At 62.2% G+C, this 24,088-nt stretch carries 24 protein-coding genes; 10 read left to right on the forward strand and 14 right to left on the reverse strand.

Annotation, left to right across the window (positions count from 1 at the left end):
* The first annotated feature begins 71 nt into the window (after nucleotides 1–71).
* The 5 genes from CAF87_RS20055 to CAF87_RS20075 all read left to right on the forward strand — a co-directional run bounded on the left by CAF87_RS20055 (nucleotide 72) and on the right by CAF87_RS20075 (nucleotide 4,506).
* On the forward strand, nucleotides 72–374 hold the full coding sequence (locus CAF87_RS20055; RefSeq protein WP_011332275.1) for a MazG-like family protein: 303 nt from the start codon (nucleotides 72–74) through the stop codon (nucleotides 372–374).
* The gene (locus CAF87_RS20060; RefSeq protein ID WP_085732748.1) at nucleotides 374–1,123 is read left to right on the forward strand and encodes a methyltransferase; all 750 of its coding nucleotides are present in this window, start codon (nucleotides 374–376) and stop codon (nucleotides 1,121–1,123) included. Before CAF87_RS20055 ends, CAF87_RS20060 begins: the two co-directional genes overlap by 1 nt.
* A 12-nt stretch (nucleotides 1,124–1,135) precedes the next feature.
* The gene (locus CAF87_RS20065) at nucleotides 1,136–1,747 is read left to right on the forward strand and encodes a DUF4136 domain-containing protein (RefSeq protein ID WP_085732749.1); all 612 of its coding nucleotides are present in this window, start codon (nucleotides 1,136–1,138) and stop codon (nucleotides 1,745–1,747) included.
* A 54-nt stretch (nucleotides 1,748–1,801) separates the two neighbouring features.
* Entirely contained in the window at nucleotides 1,802–2,359 is a 558-nt protein-coding gene (locus CAF87_RS20070; protein ID WP_085732750.1) for a DUF4136 domain-containing protein, read from the forward strand.
* Nucleotides 2,360–2,508: 149 nt separating this feature from the next.
* The gene (locus CAF87_RS20075) at nucleotides 2,509–4,506 is read left to right on the forward strand and encodes a pilus assembly protein TadG-related protein (RefSeq protein ID WP_085732751.1); all 1,998 of its coding nucleotides are present in this window, start codon (nucleotides 2,509–2,511) and stop codon (nucleotides 4,504–4,506) included.
* On the opposite strand, the gene CAF87_RS20080 is transcribed toward CAF87_RS20075, so the two are convergent.
* Both CAF87_RS20080 and CAF87_RS20085 read right to left on the reverse strand, forming a co-directional pair.
* Nucleotides 4,503–7,253 carry an ATP-binding protein gene (locus CAF87_RS20080; RefSeq protein WP_085732752.1) on the reverse strand — a complete coding sequence of 917 codons (2,751 nt, stop codon included), beginning with the start codon at nucleotides 7,251–7,253 and terminating at the stop codon, nucleotides 4,503–4,505. The genes CAF87_RS20075 and CAF87_RS20080 overlap by 4 nt on opposite strands.
* Complete coding sequence (locus tag CAF87_RS20085) at nucleotides 7,250–7,696, reverse strand: TadE/TadG family type IV pilus assembly protein (protein ID WP_085732753.1); 447 nt, start codon at nucleotides 7,694–7,696, stop codon at nucleotides 7,250–7,252. The genes CAF87_RS20080 and CAF87_RS20085 overlap by 4 nt, the downstream gene beginning before the upstream one ends.
* A 75-nt stretch (nucleotides 7,697–7,771) precedes the next feature.
* On the opposite strand from CAF87_RS20085, the gene CAF87_RS20090 reads away from it, so the two are divergent.
* Nucleotides 7,772–8,242, forward strand: a complete 471-nt coding sequence (locus CAF87_RS20090; RefSeq protein WP_085732754.1) for a prepilin peptidase — start codon at nucleotides 7,772–7,774, stop codon at nucleotides 8,240–8,242.
* 125 nt (nucleotides 8,243–8,367) lie between these two features.
* Nucleotides 8,368–9,144, forward strand: a complete 777-nt coding sequence (locus CAF87_RS20095; protein WP_085732797.1) for a response regulator transcription factor — start codon at nucleotides 8,368–8,370, stop codon at nucleotides 9,142–9,144.
* 50 nt (nucleotides 9,145–9,194) lie between these two features.
* Here CAF87_RS20095 and CAF87_RS20100 read toward each other — a convergent pair whose 3' ends face one another.
* Genes CAF87_RS20100 through cpaB form a run of 8 tightly spaced genes read right to left on the reverse strand, consistent with a single transcriptional unit; the run spans nucleotide 9,195 to nucleotide 16,666 of the window.
* On the reverse strand, nucleotides 9,195–9,467 hold the full coding sequence (locus CAF87_RS20100) for a DUF3613 domain-containing protein (RefSeq protein ID WP_085711249.1): 273 nt from the start codon (nucleotides 9,465–9,467) through the stop codon (nucleotides 9,195–9,197).
* A gap of 16 nt (nucleotides 9,468–9,483) precedes the next feature.
* Nucleotides 9,484–10,206 carry a tetratricopeptide repeat protein gene (locus CAF87_RS20105; protein ID WP_085732755.1) on the reverse strand — a complete coding sequence of 241 codons (723 nt, stop codon included), beginning with the start codon at nucleotides 10,204–10,206 and terminating at the stop codon, nucleotides 9,484–9,486.
* A 15-nt stretch (nucleotides 10,207–10,221) separates the two neighbouring features.
* Nucleotides 10,222–11,103 carry a type II secretion system F family protein gene (locus CAF87_RS20110; protein WP_085732756.1) on the reverse strand — a complete coding sequence of 294 codons (882 nt, stop codon included), beginning with the start codon at nucleotides 11,101–11,103 and terminating at the stop codon, nucleotides 10,222–10,224.
* A 1-nt stretch (nucleotide 11,104) separates the two neighbouring features.
* Entirely contained in the window at nucleotides 11,105–11,989 is an 885-nt protein-coding gene (locus CAF87_RS20115) for a type II secretion system F family protein (protein WP_085732757.1), read from the reverse strand.
* A gap of 18 nt (nucleotides 11,990–12,007) precedes the next feature.
* Nucleotides 12,008–13,276, reverse strand: coding sequence for a CpaF family protein (locus CAF87_RS20120; RefSeq protein ID WP_085732758.1), 1,269 nt, complete (start codon nucleotides 13,274–13,276; stop codon nucleotides 12,008–12,010).
* Nucleotides 13,273–14,484: a pilus assembly protein gene (locus CAF87_RS20125; RefSeq protein WP_085732759.1), complete on the reverse strand. Its 1,212-nt coding sequence runs from the start codon at nucleotides 14,482–14,484 to the stop codon at nucleotides 13,273–13,275. The genes CAF87_RS20120 and CAF87_RS20125 overlap by 4 nt, the downstream gene beginning before the upstream one ends.
* On the reverse strand, nucleotides 14,481–15,704 hold the full coding sequence (locus tag CAF87_RS20130) for a type II and III secretion system protein family protein (protein WP_085732760.1): 1,224 nt from the start codon (nucleotides 15,702–15,704) through the stop codon (nucleotides 14,481–14,483). The genes CAF87_RS20125 and CAF87_RS20130 overlap by 4 nt, the downstream gene beginning before the upstream one ends.
* Before the next feature lie 20 nt (nucleotides 15,705–15,724).
* Complete coding sequence (cpaB, locus tag CAF87_RS20135; protein ID WP_085732761.1) at nucleotides 15,725–16,666, reverse strand: Flp pilus assembly protein CpaB; 942 nt, start codon at nucleotides 16,664–16,666, stop codon at nucleotides 15,725–15,727.
* Nucleotides 16,667–16,997: 331 nt separating this feature from the next.
* Between cpaB and CAF87_RS20140 the strand changes: the two genes are divergently transcribed.
* From CAF87_RS20140 to CAF87_RS20150, 3 genes are all read left to right on the forward strand, one after another.
* Complete coding sequence (locus CAF87_RS20140; protein ID WP_085711257.1) at nucleotides 16,998–17,207, forward strand: Flp family type IVb pilin; 210 nt, start codon at nucleotides 16,998–17,000, stop codon at nucleotides 17,205–17,207.
* A gap of 117 nt (nucleotides 17,208–17,324) precedes the next feature.
* Nucleotides 17,325–17,537 (forward strand): Flp family type IVb pilin, encoded by a 213-nt coding sequence (locus CAF87_RS20145; protein ID WP_085732762.1) that lies wholly within the window; start codon nucleotides 17,325–17,327, stop codon nucleotides 17,535–17,537.
* A 63-nt stretch (nucleotides 17,538–17,600) separates the two neighbouring features.
* Nucleotides 17,601–18,008, forward strand: coding sequence for a response regulator (locus tag CAF87_RS20150; RefSeq protein WP_085732763.1), 408 nt, complete (start codon nucleotides 17,601–17,603; stop codon nucleotides 18,006–18,008).
* 81 nt (nucleotides 18,009–18,089) lie between these two features.
* Here the strand turns inward: CAF87_RS20150 and CAF87_RS20155 are convergent, their stop codons facing one another.
* The 4 genes from CAF87_RS20155 to CAF87_RS20170 form a co-directional block, all read right to left on the reverse strand.
* The gene (locus CAF87_RS20155) at nucleotides 18,090–19,760 is read right to left on the reverse strand and encodes a ShlB/FhaC/HecB family hemolysin secretion/activation protein (RefSeq protein WP_085732764.1); all 1,671 of its coding nucleotides are present in this window, start codon (nucleotides 19,758–19,760) and stop codon (nucleotides 18,090–18,092) included.
* 134 nt (nucleotides 19,761–19,894) lie between these two features.
* Nucleotides 19,895–21,454, reverse strand: coding sequence for a collagen-like triple helix repeat-containing protein (locus CAF87_RS20160; RefSeq protein ID WP_085732765.1), 1,560 nt, complete (start codon nucleotides 21,452–21,454; stop codon nucleotides 19,895–19,897).
* 350 nt (nucleotides 21,455–21,804) lie between these two features.
* Nucleotides 21,805–22,659, reverse strand: coding sequence for a MaoC/PaaZ C-terminal domain-containing protein (locus CAF87_RS20165; protein ID WP_085732766.1), 855 nt, complete (start codon nucleotides 22,657–22,659; stop codon nucleotides 21,805–21,807).
* 2 nt (nucleotides 22,660–22,661) lie between these two features.
* The gene (locus tag CAF87_RS20170) at nucleotides 22,662–24,014 is read right to left on the reverse strand and encodes a 3-oxoacyl-ACP reductase (protein ID WP_085732767.1); all 1,353 of its coding nucleotides are present in this window, start codon (nucleotides 24,012–24,014) and stop codon (nucleotides 22,662–22,664) included.
* Between the last annotated feature and the right edge of the window lie 74 nt (nucleotides 24,015–24,088).

Here is a 24,088-nt window from a genome sequence, read left to right on the forward strand (position 1 = left end):
TTGCCGGGTGGTGGCTGCCCCTTGCCTTCGTGCGGCATCCCCCCGAAGCTATACGCCTTCAGGAGAACCCGATGAACCTTGTTGAACTGACCGAACGCCTGCACGCCATTCGCGACCGCAATGACTGGCGGCAATTTCACAGCCCGAAAAACCTGGCCATGGCCGCCAGCGTAGAAATGTCCGAGCTGGTGGAAATCTTCCAGTGGCTGACCGAAGACCAGTCGCGCGAACTGCCGGCGGACAAACTGGCCCACGCCGGCCAGGAAGTCGGCGACATCGTCCTTTATCTGTTGCTGCTGTGCAGCGAGCTGGGGCTGGACATGAATGAAGTGGTGCGTAGCAAGCTCGCCGACAGCGAACGGCGGTTCAGCTGATGAGCGACCGTCATTTCGATCAGTTGGCGACCCGTTTCGCCGAAAAGATCTACGGCGGCGCCAAAGGCGCGATCCGCCTTGCGGTGTTGCAGGCCGATCTTGCCGAAGCCTTGCCGGATCGTCCGTTACGGGTACTGGACATCGGTGGCGGCCTGGGCCACATGTCGTTGTGGCTTGCCGAGCGCGGACACGAGGTGACCTTTACCGAGCCGGCCGAACCGATGCTCGAAGGCGCGCGTCAGCGTTTCGCCGAGGCCGGGCAGACCGCGACGTTCATTCAGGCGCCGTGGCAGGAGCTGCTCGGCCAACTCACCGAACCTTATGACGTGGTGATCTGCCACGCCGTGCTCGAATGGCTGGCCGAACCCCACGCGATCCTGCCGGTGCTGCATCAACTGACCAAACCCGGTGGCTGGCTGTCGCTGGCGTTCTACAACCGTGATGCGCTGGTCTACCGCAACCTGCTCAAAGGCCATTTCAAGAAAATGCGCAAGAACGACATGGCCGGCGAGAAGCAGAGCCTGACCCCGCAGCAGCCGCTCGATCCACGGGAGCTGGCCGCGCAACTCGAAGGGTTGTGGCAGGTCGAAAGTCAGAGCGGGGTGCGGGTTTTCCACGATTACATGCCGGTGGAATTCCAGGCTCGTGCCGAGTTGATTGATTTGCTCGAGATGGAGCTCGCCCACCGTCGTCACCCAAGCTTCGCCGGGCTTGGGCGCTACTTGCACTGGATCTGCCGGCCGATCTGATCGGAGCATGAAATGAAAGGTCATTCAGGGTTATTGCTGATCTGTCTGGGGTTGGCCGCCTGCCAGGGCAGCAACCCTTATGTGGCGCAGTCGCGGCCATTGCCGCCGGCGCCTCCGCAAGCCGCGACCACCTTCGACCGCAGCGCTTATCCCGCGCCACCACGGGATTACGGGCGCTACCGCAGTTGGGCGTGGCTCAACGGACGCCTGCCGCCGGGGAGTGCCTGGGCGGATTCGGCGCAAGTGGCCGAAGCGGTCAGCAGTGCGCTGGATCAACGCGGCTTGCGCCCACTTCATGACAATCGCCCGGCCGACTTGTTCGTCAGCGCCAACCTGAGTCTGGAAACCCGCTTGCGCCAGGTCCAGGACGATTACGGTTATTACGGCGGATACGGTGGCTATGACCGTTACGGCCGCGGTTACGGTATGTACAACACAGTGCCGATCGTGCGCACCTATCAGGAACAGGTCGTGGTGGTACGGGTCGATCTGTTCGACGCCGGCACCGGTCAGCCGGTCTGGAGTGCCAGCGCCGAAACCGGCACCCAGGGCAACCAGAGTGACCGGGCCGATGCGATCCGGGAGGCTGTCGAAAAGGCCATGTCGGCGTATCCTCCCAGTTAGCTTCCCGTGAACCGGAAGCTCCCTCAGGTTCATGTTTTCCACCGGAGAAAAACCATGTTCCGCCGTTTTGCTTTACTGGCCATGGCCGCGCTGCTCAGTGCCTGCGCCGCCAACCAGGTCAATCATGACTTTGACGCCAGCCGCGACTTTGCCGCCTACCGTAGCTGGAGCTGGAAAGAACCCGCCCTGCAATACCGCCCCGACGACCCACGGATCAAGAGCGACCTGACCGAACAGCGGATTCGCCAGTCCGTCGCCGATCAACTCGACCAGCGCGGCCTGCGTCCGGCCGCTGCGGGAACCAAGGGTGACTTGAATGTGCAGACCTACCTGATCGTCGAGGATCGCCAGCAACAGGTCACCACCAATTACGGCGGCGGTTGGGGTGGCCCATGGAACGGTTACTGGGGCGCACCGATGTACAACGAAACCCGCAACATCACCTACAAGGTCGCGACCATTCAGATCGACCTGCTCGACGGCAAGGACGGCAAACTGGTGTGGCGCGGCAGCGATGAACAGATGCTCAGCCGCACGCCGAACCCGGCGGACCGCAGCAACGCCATCCATGAAACGGTGACGCGGATTCTGTCGAATTACCCTCCGCGCTAGGTGTGCGCCATGAACGGGAGCCCAAGGGCTCCCGTTTTTCTTTTTCGCAGGCACGGCTGGCGCGTTGCCAGCAGTGTCGTTGCGCCGGGTCTACACTGACTCCACCAATGGAGCTTGCGCCCGGCCGTGCGCCGGCAAAGGAGTGCGCCATGTCGCGTCTTTCGCAGTGTCGCGGCCCCGCCCGACAGCGCGGGGCCATCGGTTTGATGGCGGCGGCGACCCTCAGCCTCGCGCTGATCCTGATGTTGCTGGTGGTGGACACCGGCCGTCTGTACATGGAACAGCGCAAGTTGCAGCGTCTGGTGGATAACGCGGCGCTGGAGGCGGTCAGCCGTGGCGGCAACTGCCTGCCGGGCCTCACGGCGGCCAGTTACGCGGGGCAAAGTGCGACACGCAACGGTTTTGTCACGGACGCGAATAACGTGCTGGTGGTCGACTGCGGCATACTGGTAACGGCCTCCAGCGGTTTGCGCGCGTTCAGCGTGGACGCCACTCAGGCGGTGGCGGTCAAGGTCGCGGCCAACCACACCGTGACCACCAGTTTCGCCGGTGGTGTGCAGTCACTCTTCAGCGGCACACCGCTGAGCCTCAACACCGTGCTCTATGCCTCGGCCGTGGCCGCGCAACCCCAGCCCACCGTGGCCCAACTGAATATCCGCAGCAACCTGGCCAACATCAGCACCGCTCAGTCGAGCATTCTCAACCCGCTGGTCTCCGGCTTGCTGGGCGGCAGTGTGAATCTGACGGCTGTGGGCTGGAACGGCCTGCTCAACACCGACATCAATCTGCTCAGTTATCTGAATCAACTGGCGATCAACCTCAACGTCGCCGCCGGCAACTACACTCAGTTGCTCAATACCCAGACCACCGTGACGCAATTGATCCAGGCCGCGATTACGGTGGTCCAGCTCAATGGCGCAACCGCCGACGTGATTACCGCGCTGGGGCAACTGCAAGTCGCGGCGATCAATGCCGCGCCACTCAAGCTGGGCGATATCCTGCAATTGCAGACCGGCACCACGGCGGCCGGGCTCGACGCCAATCTGCAACTGCTGCAACTGATCCAGGGCGTGATCCAGCTGGCCAACAGCAACAGCGCGGTGGCTGCCACCCTGCCGATCAGCGTGCTGGGGCTGGCGAATGTCACGGTGCGGGTCAAGGTCATCGAGCCGCCGCAGTTCTCCGCTATCGGTGATCCGGCGCTGGCCAAGGCCAACCCCACCGGGCCGAACCGGATTTACGTGCGCACCGCGCAGATCCGCACGATGCTTTCGGTGAATCTGCCGGTGTTGTCCGGGGTTGCCGGGCTGACCAACGCCGTGCTGGGACTGGTCGGAACCCTGACCCCGACACTAAATGCACTGCTCAGCCTGAATCTGGTCGCCACCCTGAACTCGGTGGGCTGCCTGCTCGGTGCAGGTTGCCAGCAATTGGACCCACTGCTGCTGCCCTCGCCGGAAATCGACATCAGCCTCGATGCCGGGGGCGCCATCAGTTACGTCACCGACTACAGCTGCCCCACCGGTAACACCGGGACCAAGAGCCTGACGGCCCACACCATCACCTCCGTCGCCGATCTCAAACTGGGCAAGATCGACCCGACCAACGCCTTTTCTTCTTCTGCCGAGCCCACGGTCACCCCGCTGCCGTTGGTGGATCTGGGCATCGTGACGTGCCACAAAATCCTTGGAATCGGCACCTGCGACCCGAGCACCCACGTGCAATACGGCGCCGGCGGCATTGCGATCATGGTCGATACCCAAGTGGCGAAAAACACCCAGGATCTGGTGTTTTCCAGCGGCACGCCGTTTGCCACGCCGCCCAACCTGAAGCTGCCGCCGAGCGTGATTTCCGTCGCACCCACCAGCAACATCGTCAACAGCCTGGCGAGCACCTTGGCCGGGATCAATCTGATCGTTTACAAGCCGCAGGGCAGCAACCCGCTGGGGGCGATCATCACCGGCGTTGCCAGCCTGATCAGCGATGTGACGACGATCCTGCAACCGCTGATCACCAATCTGGTCAGCCCTCTGCTGGATCCGCTGCTCAACAATTTGCTCAGTGGACTGGGGATCAATCTGATGGACGTGGACGTCGGCGCCAACATGACCTGCGGCCAGACCGGCAAGGCTTATTTGGTGATCTAGTCGTCGGGGGCGATCGGCAGTTCGATGCAGAAGCGTGCGCCGTCCACCGAGTTGCGCACACTGAGGTGACCGCCCATGTTTTCAATGATCCCGTAACTCACCGACAACCCCAGACCGGTGCCGACACCCACCGGTTTGGTGGTGAAGAACGGCTCGAATATCCGCTCAAGCAGACGCGGATCGATACCGCCACCATTGTCCTCGACCCACAGCCGCACCTTCTGCTCGTCGTGCTCGGCATAGATCGAGATCCAGGGTTTGAACCCTGAGTCAGACTCGCGCTTGCCCAGCAACGCATCCCGGGCGTTGACCATCAGGTTGATCAACACCTGCTCCAGCTGATCGACGTAACCGCGCACCTGAACCTCGAACGGGGTTTCACTGATGCGCAAATCCACGCCTTTGCCGCGCATGCCTTCGGCCAACAACGACAGAGTGCCTTCGATGGCGCTGGCCGGGTTGAACAGCTGTTGTTCGATCTCCGAGCGACGGCCGAACACTCGCATGTGGTCCACTACTTTCGCGGCGCGCTGGACCTGGGCGTCGATGCGGTTGAGTTTGTCGGTCAGGTAGTCGATCTGCACATCGCCGTTGCTCAGGCGCTTCTGCACGTTGACGATGGCCATGCGCATGACGTTCAACGGCTGATTGATTTCATGGGCGAGACCTGTGGCCATTTCGCCGAGGGTGGCCATTTTTGCGCTTTGCGTGAGTTGTTGTTGGGAGCGGCGCACTTCGGTGTTGTCGCGGCCAACGGCTTGCACTTCGATCAGTTTGCCGTGCTCATCGAACACGCCGCGATCCGACCACACCCACCACGCATGCTCGCGCCCCGGCAATTGCAGGTTGATTTCGGCGGTGCTGACGGGGGACTCCGGGGTCAACAACGCCAGACGCTCGACGAAGTCTGCACGTTGTACGTCCGACATCCAGCTGCCCAGATTGACCCCGGGTAAATCTTCGGGCGCGCATTCCAGATACTTCGCCAAAGGACGGTTGCCGAAGGTCAGGATCAGGTCCGGACGATAACGGCAGATCATCGCTGGCGAGTCTTCCACCAGAATCCGGTAGCGTTCTTCACTCTGTCTGACTTGTTCGGCGGCCAACGTTGCTTCGGTGACATCCAGCCAGAGCCCAACGGCTTCCACCGGCAGCCCGAGGTCATTGCGCAGCAGGCGGGCTTCGTCGAGCAGCCAGTGGTAATCGCCGCGACTGTCGCGAAGGCGATAGCGGGCGCGTACCGAACCTTCGCGCAACAGTTGGCGGGTGCGTTCGAAATACAGGGGCCGATCATCCGGGTGTATCCGCTCCACCAACGCACCGGCATCGCAGTCTTCCAGGCTCCAGCCCAGCAGCGGTTGCAGACTGGCGCTGAAAAACGCCGGCAGCAAGGCCCCTTCGACGTAGTGCTGGACATAGATGACCGCCGGCGAGCTGGCGATCAGATTGTCCAGCCGCGCATGGGCCGCAGCGGCCAGTTGCTGCTGGTTCTTGATGTCGCTGATGTCCAGCATGAAGCCCGCCAGCCGGCGGTGATCGCCGGTGCCGCTGACCTGCCCCTGAAGGCGATACCACGCGGGCGTCTGACTGGCATCGGGTCGATGCAGACGCACGCACAGATCGAGGATTTCCCCATGTATCTGCAGGGCTTGCAGTCGGCTGCGCACCTCTTCGCGGTCAGCGGGGTGGATCAGGTTCAGCCAGTGTTCCAGGGGCAGCGTCGAGCTGTCCTGTTGCAGGGTGACGGCCAGCGTCGGGGCCAGCTGAATGTGTTCGCCAATGCTGCCGATTTCCCACCAGCCGGTGCCCAGCAATGTCTGCAACGACTCGAGGCGCTCCAGTTGCAGTTGATGCTGCTGCTCACGCAAACGCCCGAGCAACGGGCCTGCCAGAGCGCCGGCCAGCATCAACCAGTCACTGTCGGTCAGATAGGGCGCGGTCTTGTCGACGGCGTAAAAACCGCAGAGTAGCCACGCCATCACGCCTCTATCGTCGCTGTAGGGCACGGCGAAACCCTCGGCATTGCCGAACAGCCCCTGCACCCGTGTGTGTTCATACTGGCCATAATGCGCGCCGAGGCGTTGCGGGCCGGTGCCATTGAGGCTGTCCAGCGGCGTGCCCAGGCGTTGGCCGTCGTGCCATAGCGCAGGCGCGTCGTGGGCGTGGAACTGGCAGTGAATCTGCCAGCCCAGTTCCTGTTCATCGAGCAGTGCGAGCGCCACACACGGGATCTGCCAGAGCTGGGCGATGATCTGCAGTTGATCGCTGACGACCACCGGCAGTCGTCCCAGGCTGCAACTGCGCAACTGCTTGCTGATCTGCTCGGCGATCCTGTGGCACGCCTCGCGCTGATGGGCTTGCCGGCGTTCGGACAAGAGGTCGGCAATGTCGATCAGTTGCAGCAGCCAGCCGTTGCCCAGAGGCTGGGCCCAGCCGCGCAGGTGCAGGGTCTGTTCGCCCAGACCGGGGAAGTCCAGGTCCAGCAGTAGCCCTTGCCATTCCTGTGGCCGGCCTTCGATCGCCAGGGTGCTGTGGGGTAGCAGTAAATCGTGCAGTGGCAACGGTTTGTCATAGGGAATCTGCTGTGCCAGCAACAGGCGCAAGGGGCCGGCCATCTGCAATACGGCGCCTTCGCCATCGAGGTACAGGTGCAGGCCCGTCGCGGGCGAGCCGAGCACGTCCGGCAGGTCGCCGGCCAGCGGCGCGCGCTTGAGCAGGCGGCCGAACAGATTGTCCCCGGACGTCAAAATTTCAGGCTCGAGCTGGCGGTCAGGTTGGTGGGCAGGCTGGGGACGGCGCCGACGCCCGGTAACACCAGAAACGGAATGACCTGATTGAGCTTGCTGACGGGGTAGTTGACGCTGACGGTAAGCGTACCCTGCGTCGTGTCATAGATCGCTGAAGTGTCCACGCCGACCACGACGTTCAGGGCGCTGGGCAGGCCTGAAAACTGCTGCGTCAGGGCGGCATTGGCGGTGTTGACGACAACTGTCGAGTAGTTGGGCGTCGTGGGGTCGACCGCCACACTGCGACGTACCGCTTCAGCGGTGGCCTGATTGAACGTCTGCATCAGCACGAACGGCAGGGCATAGCTGACCAGGCCGTAAAACACCGCGAAGAAGATCACGAACACCACGGCGAATTCGATCGCCACCGCGCCTTTTTGCGCCTTCCGAGAGCCGGTTTTCATCCGTGCGTCTACCCTGACAGTCACTGCGTAGTATCAGCATAGAATCATTCAGCCAAAACGGACGGTTTTTACCGGATGCAAAGCTTTGTTCTTCTGATCTGGTTGACCTTGTGTGCGGCCCAGGATGCCCGGCAGCGAAGGATCACCAACGCCATGACATTGGGCGTTGGCGCCCTGGCACTGGTTTATCTGCTGTATTTCGGAACGACCTGGACGGGGGCCGCAGCGGAGCAGGGCGGCTGGGCCTGTCTGGTGGCGCTGGCGTTCACCCTGCCGGGGTATTTCATGGGACGCATGGGGGCCGGCGATGTGAAATTAATGACAGCCCTTGGCCTTGCGACAGACGGTCTGTCGTTGCTCGGGATTTTTATCGGCGCCGGTGTCGCAAGCGTCGTCTGGATCCTGCTGGCGCCAAGAGTCTGGCTGCATATGAGTCAAGGGCTTAGGCATCGTCTTCGATATATGGCGCCATCCATGTCAAAAAAGCTGCCATTTGCGCCGTTCGTGCTGATCGGTTTCCTGCTCGTACTACCTTGGATCCATTAGTCGCCAAACGCCACTAGTCTTATGTACATAGTCGGAAAGTGCGTCTACTTTCTAATGAACTGGTTATACAGCCAACGGCTGACAGTACAGGAACGGTCAGTTTTGGCCCGGGCATGGAGTGGCACGTGAACAAGCTTACATCTGCGGTAAAAGTCCTCGTTGTCGATGATCAGGCGCTGATCGTCGAGGAGCTCTGTGAGTTTCTCGAGAGCAGCGGCTATCGCTGTGTCCCCTGCGGGTCCGGCAAAGAGGCCGTCGAGCGTTTTGCCGAGGATCCGGCGATCGGTCTGGTGCTGTGCGATCTGCACATGCCGGACCTCGACGGCATCCAGCTGGTGCAGGAACTGCAGCGACAGGCCGGCAAGGCGCGGGTGTTCGAGGCGATCATGCTCACCGGCCGCGCCGACAAGCAGGATGTGATCAAGGCGTTGCGCGCCGGGATTGCCGACTACTATCAGAAACCGGTCAACCTGGACGAACTCCTCGAAGGCCTGCAGCGTCAGGAGGCCGTGCTGCAGGAACGGCAGAAAACCCTGCAGCTGGGGCACCTGAACCAGAAGCTGCAAGACCTGTCGTCGTCCATCGATGATCTGTATCAGGATCTGGACAAGGTGCGTCGTGGGCCGGCTCCCGTCAGTGAGCAGGCATCGGGTGACACCGATGCGCTGGAGATCCCGGCCATCTTCAATCAGCTGTCGCCGCGGCAACTGGACGTGGCGCGTCTGGTGGGCAAGGGGCAGACCAATTACCAGATCGCCTGCGAGCTGGGCATCACCGAAAACACCGTCAAGCTTTACGTCTCGCAGGTGCTGCGCCTGACCCACATGCACAACCGCACCCAACTGGCGCTGGCGCTTTCGCCGAGTGCCGCAGCTTTGCGGCAGCGGGTTACCGCGCACTAGTTCTTTGTTCCTGGTCGCCATTGTGCGGCCAGGGGCGTCGACACCTTCAATCAGTTCTTCCTCTCGATCTTGCCCCCGGCGTCGGGGTCATAGAAGTCGGGAATGTCATATTTGTATTTCTTCAGCCAGCGCTGCATGGCCAGCTCTCGTTCGGTGGCCGTGGCCGCCTGTGGATCGGGGGAGGCGGCCTTGTTGCGGCTTTGCAGCAACAGCCAGCCTTCGGTTTCCTGCTGCTGGGCCGAGGCGGGACCGGCGTCGATGGCCAGCGCGCCGAGCGGCAGGCTCAACAGGCTCATGCAGCACAGTGTTTTGCAGATGTTCATGTGGCCTCCCTGAGGTTCACTTGATCGTCGCCGGTTGCGGGTCGGCCGCCACCGCGACCTGATTGTCGGTGGCAGGTTTTGCCTTGATCGGGGACTTTAGTTTTTCCGCCCGCTCCTGAGCGTCGGTGAACTGTTCCGGGGTCAGGTGCGCGCGACTGACGATTTCGGCGGCCTGCTGCCAGTTGTTCTGGTAGATCAGCAAGGTGATCAGGTTCAGCGTCGCCAATTGATTGTTCTGCTTGAGTTCGATGGCCGTGAGGAACTCGAAGCGCGCGTCTTCGAGCCGCAGCTGATTGAGGTACACCACGCCCAGATCGTTGTGGATGTTTTCATTGGTCGGCGCCAGTCGAACGGCCCGTTGCAGATGAGCCTGGGCCTGGCCGTTATCGCCACGGGCGGCATACAGCTGACCCAGACCGTGTTCGGCGTCGGCGCTCAGGCAAGTGCCGAGCAGGCCGCGATACAGCGGTTCGGCTTCGCTGCGCCCCAGCAGGCGATAGACCCTGGCCTTGCGCAAACGCACCTCTACAAGGTTGTCGGGCAGGCCCTGCAGGTTGGCCAGGCTGGCGTGCAGCTTGCCGTCATTGGCCAGATCGTCCACCAGATTCAACGACAACTCCTGCTCGGCGCTCAGCTTGCTGCAACTGGTGGGCGCAAGCATGGCCGTCCACGGCGCCTGACCATCGGTTGCGCAACCGCCCAGCAGCAACAGGCTCGCCACCACCATCAGTGTTTTCATCAAACCCTCTCCATGTCAGGACGCAAACGCCCGGGTGATTGCGGTAAATCCGGGGCCCGCCAGTACGATCAGCAAGGCTGGGAACAGGAACAGCATCATGACCACCGACATCTTCGCCGACATCTTCGAGATGTATTCCTGCAAGCGTGTAAGGCGCCGGTCATCCAGAAGTTGCTTGAGCGCCAGCAGCGATTTCATCGCGCCGCCGCCCTGTTGAATCAGTTGTTGCAGGATCACGCAGGTGTCGGTGAACTCATCCACCGCCAGCATCACCGCTGCCTTGTTCAACTCCTGGCCCAACTCCAGCCCCGAATCGACACGGGCGAGGATCAGGCGCAATTCGCTGGTCAGTTCCGGCAGCAGTTTCTGCCCCTCGATGCTCAACACGCGCAATGCCTGTTCGACCGCCATGCCGGACTCGAACAAGATGCGCAGCAGAGGAATGAACGTCGAAACCTCCACCGAAATGATTTTCTGCCGCCGGGCGGCGGCATAGGCCAGCAGGCGCTTGGGCAGCAGGTAACCGGTGCCGGTGGCGAACATCGGCACCAGCCAGCCCTTGGGCGTCTGGGGAAAGAACACTTCCTGCAGAAACAAACCGATGCCCAGTGCCAGTAACGGCGTGCCGATCTGGCACGCGGCAAACAGCGAGCGCTCGCTGGCCCGGCGCCAGCCGAGGCGGTTGAGCAGGGTCTGGGTTTCGCTGTCCATGCTCACCGAACGCTGGCCGAACCGGCTGTTGCCCAGCGCTCGCAACAAGGTACGCAAGCGGCTCTCGCGCACCAGATGGCCCAGCAGGCGCTGGTTGACCTGACGCACCCGGCGACGTTCGGTCAGCAAATGATTGCCTACCAGCAACAGCGCCCCGAGCAGCATGAGACTGGCCAGGATCACCATCTCAGACGCTCCTCAACATGCGCCACAGCGCCAGGCTGCCGATGACCTGCAACACCACCGCGATGATCAGCATGGTCTGGCCGCCGGGGTCTTTCCACATGCCGAGCATGTAACCGGGATTGGTCAGCATGAAGTAGCTGACGATGATCATCGGCAGCGATCCCAGCACCCACGCGGTCAAGCGGGTTTCTCCGGTCAGGGCGCGTAGCTGGCGGGCGCCCTGATCGCGTTCGCGGATCAGCTTGATCAGGTTTTCCAGCAGTTCGCTCGCATTGCCGCCGTAGCGGTGATTGACCTTCAGCCCCAGAGCAAACATGCGCAGTTCATCCTGTTCGTAGAGCTCGGCAAAGTCGCTCACCGCATCCGGCAGGTTCACGCCCAACTGCACGTTGCGCTGGACCCGGCCCATTGCGGTTTTCAACGGATCCTCGCTGGAGTCGATACCACCCAGCACGGCGTCGTTCAGGGTGCGCCCCGATTTGAGGCTGCGCACCGTGTGGTCCAGCAGTTGCGGCAGTTGCTCGATCATACGGTTGAGCCGGCGGCGATAGAGCCACGCGATGTACAGGCGCAACACCAGGGGAGGTGCCAGCATCATGATCAACAGGCCGATCCACTCGGCGGTCAGGTAACCCAGCAACATCGCGATGGCACATAACGCCAGCCACAACCCCAGACGCTCGCCAGGGCGGCCCAGGCCGGCCCGCAGGAACATGCGTTCAAGCCCCGTCCACGAAGTTTTGCCGGGTGCTGTCTGCGGTTGCCCGGCAGCCAGTCGCGTGAGCACCCGTTCGTTGGCGGTCTTGCGCACGCCATGCAGGAACAGGCGAATCGACAGCCCCAGCAGCATCAGGCAAATGACGATGAGAATCACCGGCCCCATCATGACGAAAGCTCCATGCGCTCAGCCCAGGCTCGACTCGTGCCGCAACTTGTCGCCGGCCGGATTGACCGCTTCGCGCAGGAAGCCGAACCCGGTGCGTCGATCGAGGCGGAACAAAGTGTTGGTGACGTAGATGTCTTCGCGCACGCCGACCACTTCCACCACCTCGCTCACGCAGCGGCGGCCGTCCGGCATGCGGGTCAACTGGATGATCATGTCGAGCGCGGCACAGATCATTTGCCGCAACGTGCGCTCGGCCACCGTGCGACCGGTCAGGCCGACCAGGGTTTCCAGACGCAGCAACGCATCCTGGGCGTTGTTGGCGTGCACCGTGCTCATCGAACCATCGTGGCCGGTGTTCATCGCCGTAAGCACGTCGAGCACTTCGACGCCACGGATTTCGCCGAGAATGATCCGGTCCGGACGCATCCGCAGGGCATTGCGAATCAGGTCGCTGGCCTTGACCTCGCCATGACCTTCAGCGTTTGGCGGCCGGGTTTCCAGGCGCACCACGTGCGGGTGGCCGAGCTGCAGTTCGGCAACGTCTTCAATGGTCACCAGCCGTTCGTGGGGGTTGATCAATTGACTGAGGATGTTCAGCAACGTGGTCTTCCCGGTGCCCGTGCCGCCACTGATCAGGATGTTGCAGCGCTTGCCCACCGCTTCCTGGAAGCAATCGAAGATCGCCAGATCGATGGTCTGCATGGCGATCAGGTCGCTGCTCTTGAGCATGTCCTTGCGGAATTTTCGAATGGACAGGCAGGGACCGTCGAGGGCGATTGGCGGAATGATCGCGTTGACCCGGCTGCCGTCGGGCAGGCGCGCATCGACCATTGGCGAGGACTCGTCCAGACGTCGCCCGAGCGGCGCCAGAATACGCTGCATGACCCGTTCGACGTGATGCGCATCGATGAAGCGCAGGTCACTCTGGTGCAGCACGCCGTCGCGTTCGATGAACACCCGGTGCGGGCCGTTGACCAGGATTTCGGTCACGGCGCTGTCGCGCAGCAACACTTCCAACGGGCCGAAGCCGGTCAGTTCATCGACGATTTCTTCCGCCAGCCGTTCCATCTCGTAACGTGAAATCGCCAGGTGCAAACGGGCAATGTATTCGGCGACCTTGTCGGTGACGAATTGCGCGAGCAACTGCCGCGAACCTTCCAGCAGGTTTTTCCCGGACTCCTCGATGGCATCGATGATGTAGCGATGCAGGACCAGTTTCAGGCCTTCGTGATCTCCGTTGCCCGACTGGCCTTGCGCGGGGGCGCCGAAGAGTTTTTCCGGACTCATGAGGTGCCTCGCAACCGGTCGAACCAGGTGGCCTTGGGTTTGGCCAGGCTTTCGGAACGATTGGTCATGTTTTCGGAACGTTTTGCCAGGCGTTCGCCAAGTGCCCGCAGGCTCTGGGTGAGTTTTTCCCGGGGGGCCAGATCAAACAGGCTGACGCCTTGGTTCTTGGCGTTCATGCGCAGTTCCGGACTCAAGGCCAGCACCGCGATCACTTCCAGATTGAAGGTTTTGCCCAGGGTGTCCGCATCCGGCGCGACGTTGCTCAGATAGCGGTCGACCAACAGCCGTCCGTGATCGAGCTTCATGCCTTTTTCCCGCCACAGATTGAACACTGCCAGGTTGCGCCGGCAATCCAGAACGCTCTGGTCGGTGTACCAGATCAGCTTGTCGCAATGGCTGACGAAGGTGCGCAGGGCTTCGCTGTCAGGCTGGCCGGTGAGGTTCACGACAATGTGCTGGAAGTGCTGGCGCAAGGCGCTGAGCAACATGAACAGCTCGGCGGCACTGGTGCTCTCCAGCGGTTCGTCATTGTCGGCGTACGCCAGAATCCGCAACCCCGCTTCGGTGCTGGTGAACGCGCTGTCGATCAGCGTCGCATCGAGTCTGCGCAAGTGACGCAAGGCATCGCCGAAGTGGAACGAACTCTCCAGCCCCAACAGCGCCAGGCTGTCGCCACGGGGCAGGCCAAGGTCCAGCAGCAGCGTCTGCTGCCCGCTCTTTTGCACCACCAGCGCCATGTGATTGGACAGTAATGCGCCGTCGGAACTGCTCTGCACGCCGTACAAGACCGTCAGACCACCCAGTTGCGTGTTGTGGGTTACCGGCGGCATGCGTTTGCTCAAACGGCGCACCAGCCCGGCCACTTCGCTGGAGCGTGAACCGTAGGCGACAAAATCCCGAGCCCCGGCGCGCATGGCGTTGAGCACCAGCTGGTTATCCATACCGTCGCCGAGGGCCACGATCGCCAGCATCGGCTTGGCCTCCAGCGCGCCTTCGATCAGCGCGCTTTGGGCTACCACGTGTTCGCGATCGAGGCCGACGAACACCAGGCTGGCGAAGGTGACATCCACCAATGCGAGCAATTCATCGAGGCTGCCGGCGCCGGCGCTGACCACTTGGCCCAAGGGCGCGAGGGCGCTTTGCAGCCACTCCAGATCGGTGCTGTTGCGGGTGATGGCGAGAAAGGTCTGACTCAGGTTCTGGCTCATTGGGACAACCCGCTGCGCTTGTCGAAGTTGCCATTTTCCAGGAAGAACATGCGGTAGAAATTCGGGTCGTAGTTGCGCAGTTTTTCGCCCGGCAACGACGGCAACTGCGCTTCCGCCGACAGTGGACGCACCAGATGCGGGGTGACGATCATCAGCAGCTCACGCTCTTCGCGCTTGATCTGCGAGCTTTTGAAAAACGCCCCGAGCACCGGGATATCGCCCAGCCCCGGAAACTTGTCGACCTGGGAACTGTTGGTGGTGCTGATCAAACCGCTGATGACAAAACTCTCGCCGTCAGCGAGGGAAATGCTGGTGTCGGTGCGGCGGATGGTCAGCGCCGGCACCGTGGTGCCGGCGATTTGCACGGAATTGCTGAAGTCCAGCTCGCTGACTTCCGGTGCGACTTTCAGGGCGATGCGGTCGTGGCTGATGATCGTGGGCGTCAGGGTCAGGCGGATGCCGAACTCCTTGTATTCGATGGACACGCTGTCGCTGCCAGCGCTGGGAACCGGAATCGGGATCTGCCCGCCCGCGAGGAAGCTCGCGCTTTGCCCGTTCAGCGCCACCAGACTGGGCCGTGCCAGGGTGTAGGCGAAACCGCTGCCTTCAAGGGCGTTGATGATCGCCATGGTATTGCCGCCGATCCACGAGAAGTTGAACAGCGAGTTGTCCACCGGCAGTCGCGGCTGCGGCACACCATCGATGGGTGGCAGTGTTCCGGGGGAGCCGAACAGGAAGTTGCCACGGGTGCCGATCAGTTTGGCCGAGGCCTGCTTGAGTTTGGTGCGGCTGACTTCAACGAAACGAATATCGGTCTGTACCTGCGAAGGCAGCTGCGCATCATCTGAAGGCAACGGGCCGGCGCCGGTGAGGGCGTTCGTGGCGGCACCCTGGACAAACACCATGCTCTGGCGCGGCTCGCTGGAGCAGCCGGTCCAGACCATCAGGCTGGTGGCGCCGGGGGCTACACCCGTGAGCAGGAACGACGAGTTGCCGGTGGCGTGCACATCGGCGATTTTCGGATCGCCGATGGCCAGGCGGGTGATTGCAACCGGCGATTGCAGATCCTTTTGCCAGCCTTCATTGACTTCGATTACCGGCGGCAAACGGCTCAGGGCCGAACAGTTACCGGTGGCCGCCTGCGCGGCGCTGATCGACAGTCCCGTCAACAACAAGGCCCGGAGCAGGGGATTGAAGGTCGGCCAGAAACGACTCTGCATGCACTTGGATCCTTGCTCTGTCATGGATTCTGTTGGGTGATCTGATTGCCGCGAATCACTTCCACCGCCGGCCGCGCTGCCCCAGTGTGCTCGCCACTGGACGGGATTTTCGGCGCAGTGCCGAGGGCAAGCTGGGTGAACTGGAAGAGCTGGCTGTTGGCGGCGACCAGTTTGTCCGGTGCCTGGTTTTCGCCGGCCCAGTATTTGGCCAGGCGCTGTTCCTCACTGCTGCGCACTGCCAGACGCAAGGTGCCGACCTGGGTGGCGAGCATCATCCGGCTCAGCAGTTGTTCCGGTACCGCCAGCACCACGGTGCGCGCAGCGATCCGGCGCTGATCCTGTTTGAGCTTGTCATCGGCACTCAGCGCAGGGGAGGCTGGCTGACCATCGTTGGTCAGGCCGTACTGTTCGCCGACGCCGAGTACGCGCATCGCCGGCACCGCGATCTGCGCCGACTGTTGTGGGTTGCTGGCGTCCTGGCGCAGGTACAGCAACACATCGACGTAGTCGCCGGGCATCAGTTGTCCGGCGGCACCGATCACTTCATCCACCGACACCGCCAGCGCGCGCTCGTCGCTGTGGATCATGCGTGCCAGCGCACCGCCCGCTTCGAAGCTTTCAGCGTTGAGCCAGGTGCCGGCGCTCAGGTGGCGCCACGGTGTGCGGCCCACGGCCTGATCGATGGCGCTCAGGCTGCCGGCGGGGGCGCTGCGCAGTTTTTCGATGGCCAGGTCGGCAGCGGTGAGGGGGGTGAACGGCGGAACGTCATGCACCAGCACCACCACAGGCTGGCGGGTCTGGTCTTCGGCGGCGGCGACGGTCTTTTCCACGGTGACCACCGCAGGCGCGGGTGCCTCGGCAACCGGTGTCGGTTGCCGGCTGAGCACCAGGCCCCAGTAGCCGACGACAATGGCCCCCAACAGAAGCACGGCGGCAAGACCCATGGTGACACGACTGTTCATGACGGCTCTCCCTTTCCTGCTGCACTACCAGCCCGCACTTCCAACCAAGGGAACATCGCAATCAGGCAGCTATGAACATCCAACTATTTCGCTATTTCCACGCTAGCTGAAACAAGCCAAAACGCCATTACTGGCCGGCAAATAACCTACGAAAGTATGGGGGGTGGCCAATTAGCAGTCGAAATGGGTAGAAAGACGAAGCGATTAATGCTTTGGGATTAATCCGTTCTTACAGTTGTTGACGGGTGGTTTGTTGACAATGCTCAGATGGCACGGTGGAAGCATTGCCGCTGTAGCGACATCGGCGCCGGGAGCGCAAAGGAGTGAACGTATGATTCTCGATTATCTGTTGGCCAGGGCCCGTTTGTTTTTCAAGAGTGAGGAAGGGGCTTCGGCTATCGAGTACGCGATCGTGGTAGCGATGGTGGCGGTGGTGGTCGTCGTGTTCGTGACGCCGATGGGCACCAAGGTCTTCAATATTTTCAGCGCGATCCTGACCTCGCTCGGCGGCACTGCTCCGACCAAGCCCGGCATACCTTGACCGAACGCTCTCTTCCTCTGTCGATGCCTGTCTGCTGCCGAGCAGGAGCGTTCAGGCATTGCCCCGATCATTGGCTTTCCGGTGCCCGGTAAATCCCGGGCATGAAGGAGAATGTCCATGCTCTTCGATTACCTGATGATGCGTGCCCGGTCGTTCCTGGCAAGCACTGAAGCCGCGTCGGCCATCGAGTACGCAATTGTCGTGGCGATGGTCGCCATTGTGGTTGTGGTGTTCGTGACGCCGGTAGGCACCAAGGTGCTGGCGATCTTCAACAACATCCTCGTGGCCCTGGGCGGTACGGCACAGACTGCGCCGACGCAGTTGCCCTGACTCGATGGGTGGCGAATCTCGCACTACACTCGGTTCCACCTTCAGCTTCTCAGGGATTGACCAATGACTGCTTCTTCACTGCCCCGCCAACAGTTGCTTCTGGTTGACGATGAAGAGGACGCATTGCTGGAGTTGGCGGAGTTGCTGGAGGGCGAGGGCTTCGTCTGTCATACCGCGACCTCGGTGAAGCTCGCCCTTCATCATCTGACCCGTCATCCCGACATCGCCCTGGTGATCACCGATCTGCGCATGCCCGAAGAGAGCGGCATGTCGCTGATCAAGCGCCTGCGCGAACACACCTCGCGTCAGCATCTGCCGGTGATCGTGACCTCGGGGCATGCGGACATGGAAGACGTCAGTGACATGCTGCGCCTGCAGGTGCTGGACCTGTTCCGCAAGCCGATCTATCACGTGCGGCTGCTGGAAACCCTCGACAACCTGTTTCCCAAACCCAGGGTCAATGTTTCCTGAATCCTGAGACCGCTGCGGTGACCGTCAGCGGTCTCAAGGCTGACGGTCACTGCGAAAGAACTTCACCCCGACGCCCGATGGCTACAACTGATAGCTGAAGCTGATGCTGTAGCGCGGCCGGCGGTTGTAGGTATCCAGTGCTTCATCCGACATCGGTTTGGCCGCCTCCAGCGCAATGTTGTAGTACTTGGCATCACCGAACCGCAGGCCCACCGCTGCCGAAGACAGACTGTTGGCCTGCACCGGCAACTGGTTGAACCAGCTGCGCGAACGATCGAGCACGACATAGGGTTGCAGGATGCGCACCCAGTTGCCGTCGCGGTTGAAGCTGTAGTTGACCTCGTAAGCCACCCCCCAACCCTTGTCGCCGGATGCCTGATCGTCGGGGTAGCCGCGACCGAAATTTTGCCCGCCAAACACCGCACGCTCGCTGTCGGGCAGGGTGTCGTCGCTCCAGTAGAGCGCGCCCGACAGCACACCTTGCCAATTGTCGAAGAACTTGTCGCTCTGCACCCCGGAAAGCCGCAGGCGCAGGAAGTTGAGATCGATGGCGCTGTTGTTGGTGTGCGCCCCCATGCTGTCCAGCCCTTGATACACACCACCGCTGAGAATCCGCAGTTGCCGGGCGTCGGCCTTGCGCCAGTCGCTTTCGAAGGCGAGGGCGCGGATGTCGGTGCGTTCTTCGACGCTGAGCGGGTAGCCAATGACGTTGTAGCGGGTCTTGTCGTTGACCGCGTAGAGACGTGGTCCGGCCGTCAACAGTTCGCTGGAGGCAGCAATCAGTGGCACGCTGAAGCCGATCGAGTACCGGTCGTTTTCGCGGTGCGGCTTGAGTTCCAGACCGTTGTTCAGCCGCACATTGGTGCCTGGGTCGGCGCGATAGCGCGAGGCGGACAGACTCAGTTGCGTGCCCTCGTCGCCGAGGAACTGGTTGTAGTCCAGTCGATAGTAATGCTCGTGATCATCGCCAGGCGGAAACAGACCGCTGAGGCTCAACTGTTCGCCCATCGAGGTCTGTGAATTGCTGCTGACACCCAGCAAGGCCTGGGTGCCGTTGCGGTTGTCTTCGGTGGTGCTCAGGTTGCTGGTGAACGGCTTGCGACTGGCCTGGGCAACCAGTGTGGTTGCGCCGTCGGTGGTGCCTGGCGGTGGCACCTGGGCCTGGATCGTCACGCCGGGAATACGCGTCATCAGTGTGGTGTAGCGCTCGAAGGTCTTGCGGGTCAATGGGCGTTCGGCCTGGATCTTTGCCGTCAGTTTGTCGAGCAGGCCTTTGACTCGACCAATATCACCCTGGACCTGAACATCCCGCACGTAACCTTCCACCAGAACTACCCGCGCCGCGCCGTCATCGAAGGTCTGTTGCGGCAGGAACGCATAGGACAGCAGGTAGCCGTCATTCTGATAGCGTCGGGTGATATTGCGGGTGGCTTCGATCAGGTCGGCGAGGCTGGACTCATGGCCGATCAGGGGTTTGTAGATCTCTGCCAGTTCGTTGAGCGGGTAGATCGTGCCGCCTTCGATCTGTACGGTTTTCAGGTTGAGCTTCGTGCTCATCATCAGCGGCTCGGTAGCTGCGGCACCGGGTTCCGGAACCTGCAGTGGCGCGGCGCCCGGACGGTAGGCGTCGGCAGGCAGGTTCGGCACCGGCAGGTTGCGGATCGTTTCGTTGCTGTTGAGAAAGCTGGGCAGGGTGTCGGCGAGAGCAGTGGAACTGAGACTGAGGAACAGCAGGGATGCCATAACGCGCATAGGACACTCCATGTTCAAACCGCAGCACCGGGCAGGGTTTCTCCTAAGAAAAAAGCGGAAGACTCGTGGGAATCTTCCGCCCTCAACCAAGCGTAGGCGCTGTAGGTTAGGCCGTCGAATCGGCCAGGTGCAATTCAGCGATTGTTGCCGCCCAGGGCGCCGGTCAGGCCACCCAGAACACCGCCCAGACCTCCGCCGACGCCGACGCCGGTGCCGCCGGTCGCAGTGCCGCCGTTGACCAGCCCACCGACGGCGGTGACGGTGTTGCCGACAGCGGTCACAACCGGGTTGCTGTTGGTGCTCGTAAGGGTGCTACCCAGATTGCCGACCGCACCGCCAACCTGACTGGTGACGCTGGCAACCGGAGCTCCGAGACCGGTGGCACTGCCGACGTTCTGGGTCAGACCGGTGACGGCGGTGGTGACGGGAGCGATCCCGCCGCCGACGTTGGTGCCCAGGGTTGCCAGGGGTGTGGTGGGTGCAGTGATTGGTGTGCCCGAACCGCCAAGCACGGTGTTGAGCGAAGCCACGGTATTACCGGCCGATGCCAGTACGCCACCGGGTGCGCCGAGCGCGCCGTTGCCGGCCGCCAGCCCGGTGCCGACATTGGCTACCGCGCCGCCGACGGTCTGCAGCAGGCCATTGTTGCCCAGTCCGCTACCGGTGCCGGTTCCCGAGCCGGTGCCGTTGTCCACCACCCCGCCGACCTTGCCGACAGTCGTGCCGACGTTGCTCAGTGCACCGCCGACGGTGTTGGTGAGGGCATTGCCATTGCCGGCCGCGGTGACGTTGTTGCCCACGCCGTTGACGGTGCTGCCGACTTTCTGAACGATCCCGTTCAGCGGTGCACCCAGGCCGGTGGCGCTGCCGAGTTTGTCGGTGGTGCTTTCTACCATGGCGATCACTGGCACCAGGCTGTTGCCGACGTTTTTGGTCACCGATCCGAGGGGACCGGTGGTCGTAGCTGTGCTGAGGGTGTCGCCGATCATGGTGACTTTTTCACCGACACCATCGAGCAGCGGCGCGACCTTGGTGACCACGCCGCCGACTACCGGAACGCTGCCTGTGCCCGTGGCCAGTTTGCCGCTCAGATCGGACACGCCGTTGCCGACATCTTGTACCACGCCGCCGACCGCCGAGGCTGTCACACCCAGGCCATTATCGGTCGTACCCAATTTGCCGATACCGTTAGCTACGCCGTCACCCAGAGTGGTCACGACGTTGCCGGCGGTCTTGGCTGCACTTTGCACAACGCCGCCGACCACGGGCACACCACTGAGTGAGTCACCCACCTGACCTACGCCGCTGCCGACGCCGGCAACGGTGGTGCCAACATCCTGCACCAGCGTCGAAGTGACCAAGGGCGAAGGGGTGCTCGGGTTTGTTGGATCAGTTGGATCAGTTGGGTTAGTGGGATTCGTCGGGTTGGTCGGGTTCGTCGGATTGGTGGTGCCAGTGCCCCCGGTTCCACCGGTGCCTGCTGTCCCGCCAGTGCCGGTTCCAGTGTCAGTGCCCGCCGTGCCGGTCCCGGCACCGGTGCCCGATGTTCCACCAGTGCCTGCGGTGGAACTGTCCGGCGAGGAACTGCCGGAGCTGCTGTGATGGCCGCCACCGCCGCTGCTGCAACCGGAGAGACCGAGAGAAAGAATCAATGCCAGCGCTGTTGCCGATTTGCACCACACTTGAGTTTTCATGATGGTAATTCCTTGCACCTGTCACAACGTTCGTTGTCTTCGATGGCCCGCCGGTTCTGTTGCCGGCAATGCCTTCGCCCGTTGTGCCCATATCAATCGCAAGGCTGGATCCACACCATTCTCGACTTGGTATTAACGCCTTTATATAGATCGGTGAACCTGGTGCTTAACGACTAATGCCGAGGATATAGACACGCCAAAAAAAGCCTTGAGAATCAAGGCCTGGTGTTTGGCAAGGAAGTGGATGGCGGGAGAAAAAACTTAAGTTATATACACACAATTAATCATGTTTCGCGCGTGGGGATCGTACCCCGCCAGGAGCGGGGTAGCGACTGAAGCGGTGGATCGATTCAGGCAACCGGTTGCCAGTGGCCGACCATGTGCTCCAGATCCCCGGCACCGATCAGGCGCAATTCACCGCTGGATCCCGCAGCGCTGGCGAACAGCGATACTTCGCTCGGCAGACGCACCGGCTTGCGAAAGTACACGGCAATTTCCAGATTGGCCCGTGGCAGATGATCTGCCAGCGCCGCCAACGTACGTGCCTTGTTCCACAAACCGTGGGCAATGGCCGTGGGGAACCCGAACAACTTTGCACTTGCCGCGCTCAGGTGGATAGGGTTGTAGTCGCCGGATATTTTGGCGTACTGCCGACCAATGTCTGTCGGGGCTTTCCATTGCGCGACCTGCATCAAGGGCAGCGCAGGTTCCCACGCTTGTTCGAGCGCCTCGCCCTCAAGTTTCACGCCTCGACAGAGCATCTGGCTTTCGGCCTCCCACAACGGGCCGAGTTGATCGTCGAGGGTGGTCAGCAGATCGAAGGTCGCGCCTTTCGGATGCGGTTGCAGGTTGTGCACCCGAACGCTGATCTGCGCCCGACTGATGCCGCCCATTGGCCGCAGAATGCGGATGCGGTTGCTCAGGTGAATCAGCCCCAACAGCGGGAATGGAAAGTCTTTGGCCGTGAGCAATTGCATCTGCAACGCAAACGCCAGGACGTGTGGATACGTCGGCGGCAGCAGACCGTCATCGGCAAAACCGCAGACCTTGCGATAAGCCGCCAGACGCTTGCCGTCGATGTCGACCGCGCAGCGCAAGCCGCTGTCGGGCAAACGGGTGCCGGTGATTTTGCGCCGGGTCGCAGCCCGGGCATACAGCCCCGGCAGACTTGGTTCGCGGTGCAGCGTATGCCATTCGATGCTCATGCCTAAGCCCCCAGAACGCTTTGTCCACAGACCCGCAGCGCCTGCCCGGTGAACGCGCCGGTGCCCGGTTGTGCGAGCCATGCCACTGCTTCGGCGACATCTTGCGGCAGACCGCCCTGGCCCAGCGAACTCATGCGTCGCCCGGCCTCACGCAGACCAAAAGGAATGTGCGCGGTCATCTGGGTCTCGATAAACCCCGGCGCCACGGCGTTGATGCTGATGCCGCGTTCCAGCAGGGTCGGCGCCCAGGCCTGGGCCAGCCCGATCAGCCCGGCCTTGCTCGCCGCGTAATTGGTCTGCCCGCGATTGCCGGCGATGCCGCTGATCGAGGCCAGCAGAATCACCCGCGCGTTATCGCGCAGGGTGCCGCTGTCGAGCAGGGCCTTGGTCAGCACTTGCGGTGCGTTGAGATTGACCGCGAGCACCGCGTCCCAGAACTCGGGCGTCATGTTGGCCAGGGTCTTGTCGCGGGTGATGCCGGCGTTGTGCACCAGAATGTCGAGGCCGTCCGGCAACTGTTCGATCAGTTGCGCGGCAGCGTCTTCGGCACAGATGTCTAGGATGATGGCGCGCCCACCGAGGCGTGCGGCCAAGGCTTCCAAATCAGTCTTGGCTGGCGGTACGTCGAGCAGAATCACCTCGGCGCCGTCACGGGCCAGGGTTTCGGCGATGGAGGCGCCGATGCCGCGAGCCGCGCCGGTGACCAGCGCCTTTCGCCCGGCCAGCGGGCGTGTCCAGTCGGTTACCGGTGTGGCGCAAGGGTTCAGGCGAATCACTTGCCCGGAGACGAATGCACTTTTCGGCGAGAGGAAAAACCGCAGCGGCCCCTCGAGCTGATCCTCGGCGCCTTCGCCCACGTAAATCAATTGCAGTGTGCCGCCGCTGCGCAGCTCCTTGGCCAGCGAACGGGAGAAACCTTCAAGTGCGCGCTGGGCACTGGCGGCGAACGGTTCGCGCAGGGTTTCCGGGGCGCGGCCAAGGATCACCAGGTGCGCGCTGCTATCGAGGTTTTTCATCAATGGCTGGAAAAACTCGCGCAGTTGCTTGAGCTGGTCGGTGTGCTGCAAATCGCTGGCGTCGAACACCACGGCCTTGAGTTTCGGGCCATGGCCGGGAATCCATTGGGTGGCGGCCGCAGGCTGATCGCCGTAGCGATAAATGGCATCGGTCAGTCGGTTGGCAAAGGCGCTGACCCGTTCAGCCAGCGCCCCGCCGCCGATCAGCAGCGCGCCCTCCACCGGTCGCAGGCGCCCGGCCTGCCAGCGTTCCAGCCGCACCGGCGACGGCAGGCCCAAAGCCCCGACCAGACGGTGGCCGATGGACGAGTTGGCGAAGTCGATATAGCGGTCAGACATGGAACGCTCTCCAGAAGATGGGGTTCAAAGTGTGGACTGCGAAGGGCAATCAATCGTTCGATCCACGCAATAAG

The sequence above is a fragment of the Pseudomonas sp. R38(2017) genome, assembly GCF_002112395.1.
Taxonomy (GTDB): Bacteria; Pseudomonadota; Gammaproteobacteria; order Pseudomonadales; family Pseudomonadaceae; genus Aquipseudomonas.

What these genes read in the sequence shown, in the direction of transcription:
- CAF87_RS20125 (WP_085732759.1), bottom strand. Translation starts at nt 14,484, where the DNA reads ATGAGCCAGAACCTGAGTCAGACCTTTCTCGCCATCACCCGCAACAGC.
- CAF87_RS20085 (WP_085732753.1), bottom strand. Translation starts at nt 7,696, where the DNA reads ATGAAAACCGGCTCTCGGAAGGCGCAAAAAGGCGCGGTGGCGATCGAA.
- CAF87_RS20065 (WP_085732749.1), top strand. Translation starts at nt 1,136, where the DNA reads ATGAAAGGTCATTCAGGGTTATTGCTGATCTGTCTGGGGTTGGCCGCC.
- CAF87_RS20160 (WP_085732765.1), bottom strand. Translation starts at nt 21,454, where the DNA reads ATGAAAACTCAAGTGTGGTGCAAATCGGCAACAGCGCTGGCATTGATT.
- CAF87_RS20110 (WP_085732756.1), bottom strand. Translation starts at nt 11,103, where the DNA reads ATGGTGATCCTGGCCAGTCTCATGCTGCTCGGGGCGCTGTTGCTGGTA.
- CAF87_RS20090 (WP_085732754.1), top strand. Translation starts at nt 7,772, where the DNA reads ATGCAAAGCTTTGTTCTTCTGATCTGGTTGACCTTGTGTGCGGCCCAG.
- CAF87_RS20155 (WP_085732764.1), bottom strand. Translation starts at nt 19,760, where the DNA reads ATGCGCGTTATGGCATCCCTGCTGTTCCTCAGTCTCAGTTCCACTGCT.
- CAF87_RS20170 (WP_085732767.1), bottom strand. Translation starts at nt 24,014, where the DNA reads ATGTCTGACCGCTATATCGACTTCGCCAACTCGTCCATCGGCCACCGT.
- CAF87_RS20075 (WP_085732751.1), top strand. Translation starts at nt 2,509, where the DNA reads ATGTCGCGTCTTTCGCAGTGTCGCGGCCCCGCCCGACAGCGCGGGGCC.
- CAF87_RS20100 (WP_085711249.1), bottom strand. Translation starts at nt 9,467, where the DNA reads ATGAACATCTGCAAAACACTGTGCTGCATGAGCCTGTTGAGCCTGCCG.
- CAF87_RS20150 (WP_085732763.1), top strand. Translation starts at nt 17,601, where the DNA reads ATGACTGCTTCTTCACTGCCCCGCCAACAGTTGCTTCTGGTTGACGAT.
- CAF87_RS20120 (WP_085732758.1), bottom strand. Translation starts at nt 13,276, where the DNA reads ATGAGTCCGGAAAAACTCTTCGGCGCCCCCGCGCAAGGCCAGTCGGGC.
- cpaB (WP_085732761.1), bottom strand. Translation starts at nt 16,666, where the DNA reads ATGAACAGTCGTGTCACCATGGGTCTTGCCGCCGTGCTTCTGTTGGGG.
- CAF87_RS20105 (WP_085732755.1), bottom strand. Translation starts at nt 10,206, where the DNA reads ATGAAAACACTGATGGTGGTGGCGAGCCTGTTGCTGCTGGGCGGTTGC.
- CAF87_RS20060 (WP_085732748.1), top strand. Translation starts at nt 374, where the DNA reads ATGAGCGACCGTCATTTCGATCAGTTGGCGACCCGTTTCGCCGAAAAG.
- CAF87_RS20140 (WP_085711257.1), top strand. Translation starts at nt 16,998, where the DNA reads ATGATTCTCGATTATCTGTTGGCCAGGGCCCGTTTGTTTTTCAAGAGT.
- CAF87_RS20130 (WP_085732760.1), bottom strand. Translation starts at nt 15,704, where the DNA reads ATGCAGAGTCGTTTCTGGCCGACCTTCAATCCCCTGCTCCGGGCCTTG.
- CAF87_RS20115 (WP_085732757.1), bottom strand. Translation starts at nt 11,989, where the DNA reads ATGATGGGGCCGGTGATTCTCATCGTCATTTGCCTGATGCTGCTGGGG.
- CAF87_RS20070 (WP_085732750.1), top strand. Translation starts at nt 1,802, where the DNA reads ATGTTCCGCCGTTTTGCTTTACTGGCCATGGCCGCGCTGCTCAGTGCC.
- CAF87_RS20165 (WP_085732766.1), bottom strand. Translation starts at nt 22,659, where the DNA reads ATGAGCATCGAATGGCATACGCTGCACCGCGAACCAAGTCTGCCGGGG.
- CAF87_RS20145 (WP_085732762.1), top strand. Translation starts at nt 17,325, where the DNA reads ATGCTCTTCGATTACCTGATGATGCGTGCCCGGTCGTTCCTGGCAAGC.
- CAF87_RS20055 (WP_011332275.1), top strand. Translation starts at nt 72, where the DNA reads ATGAACCTTGTTGAACTGACCGAACGCCTGCACGCCATTCGCGACCGC.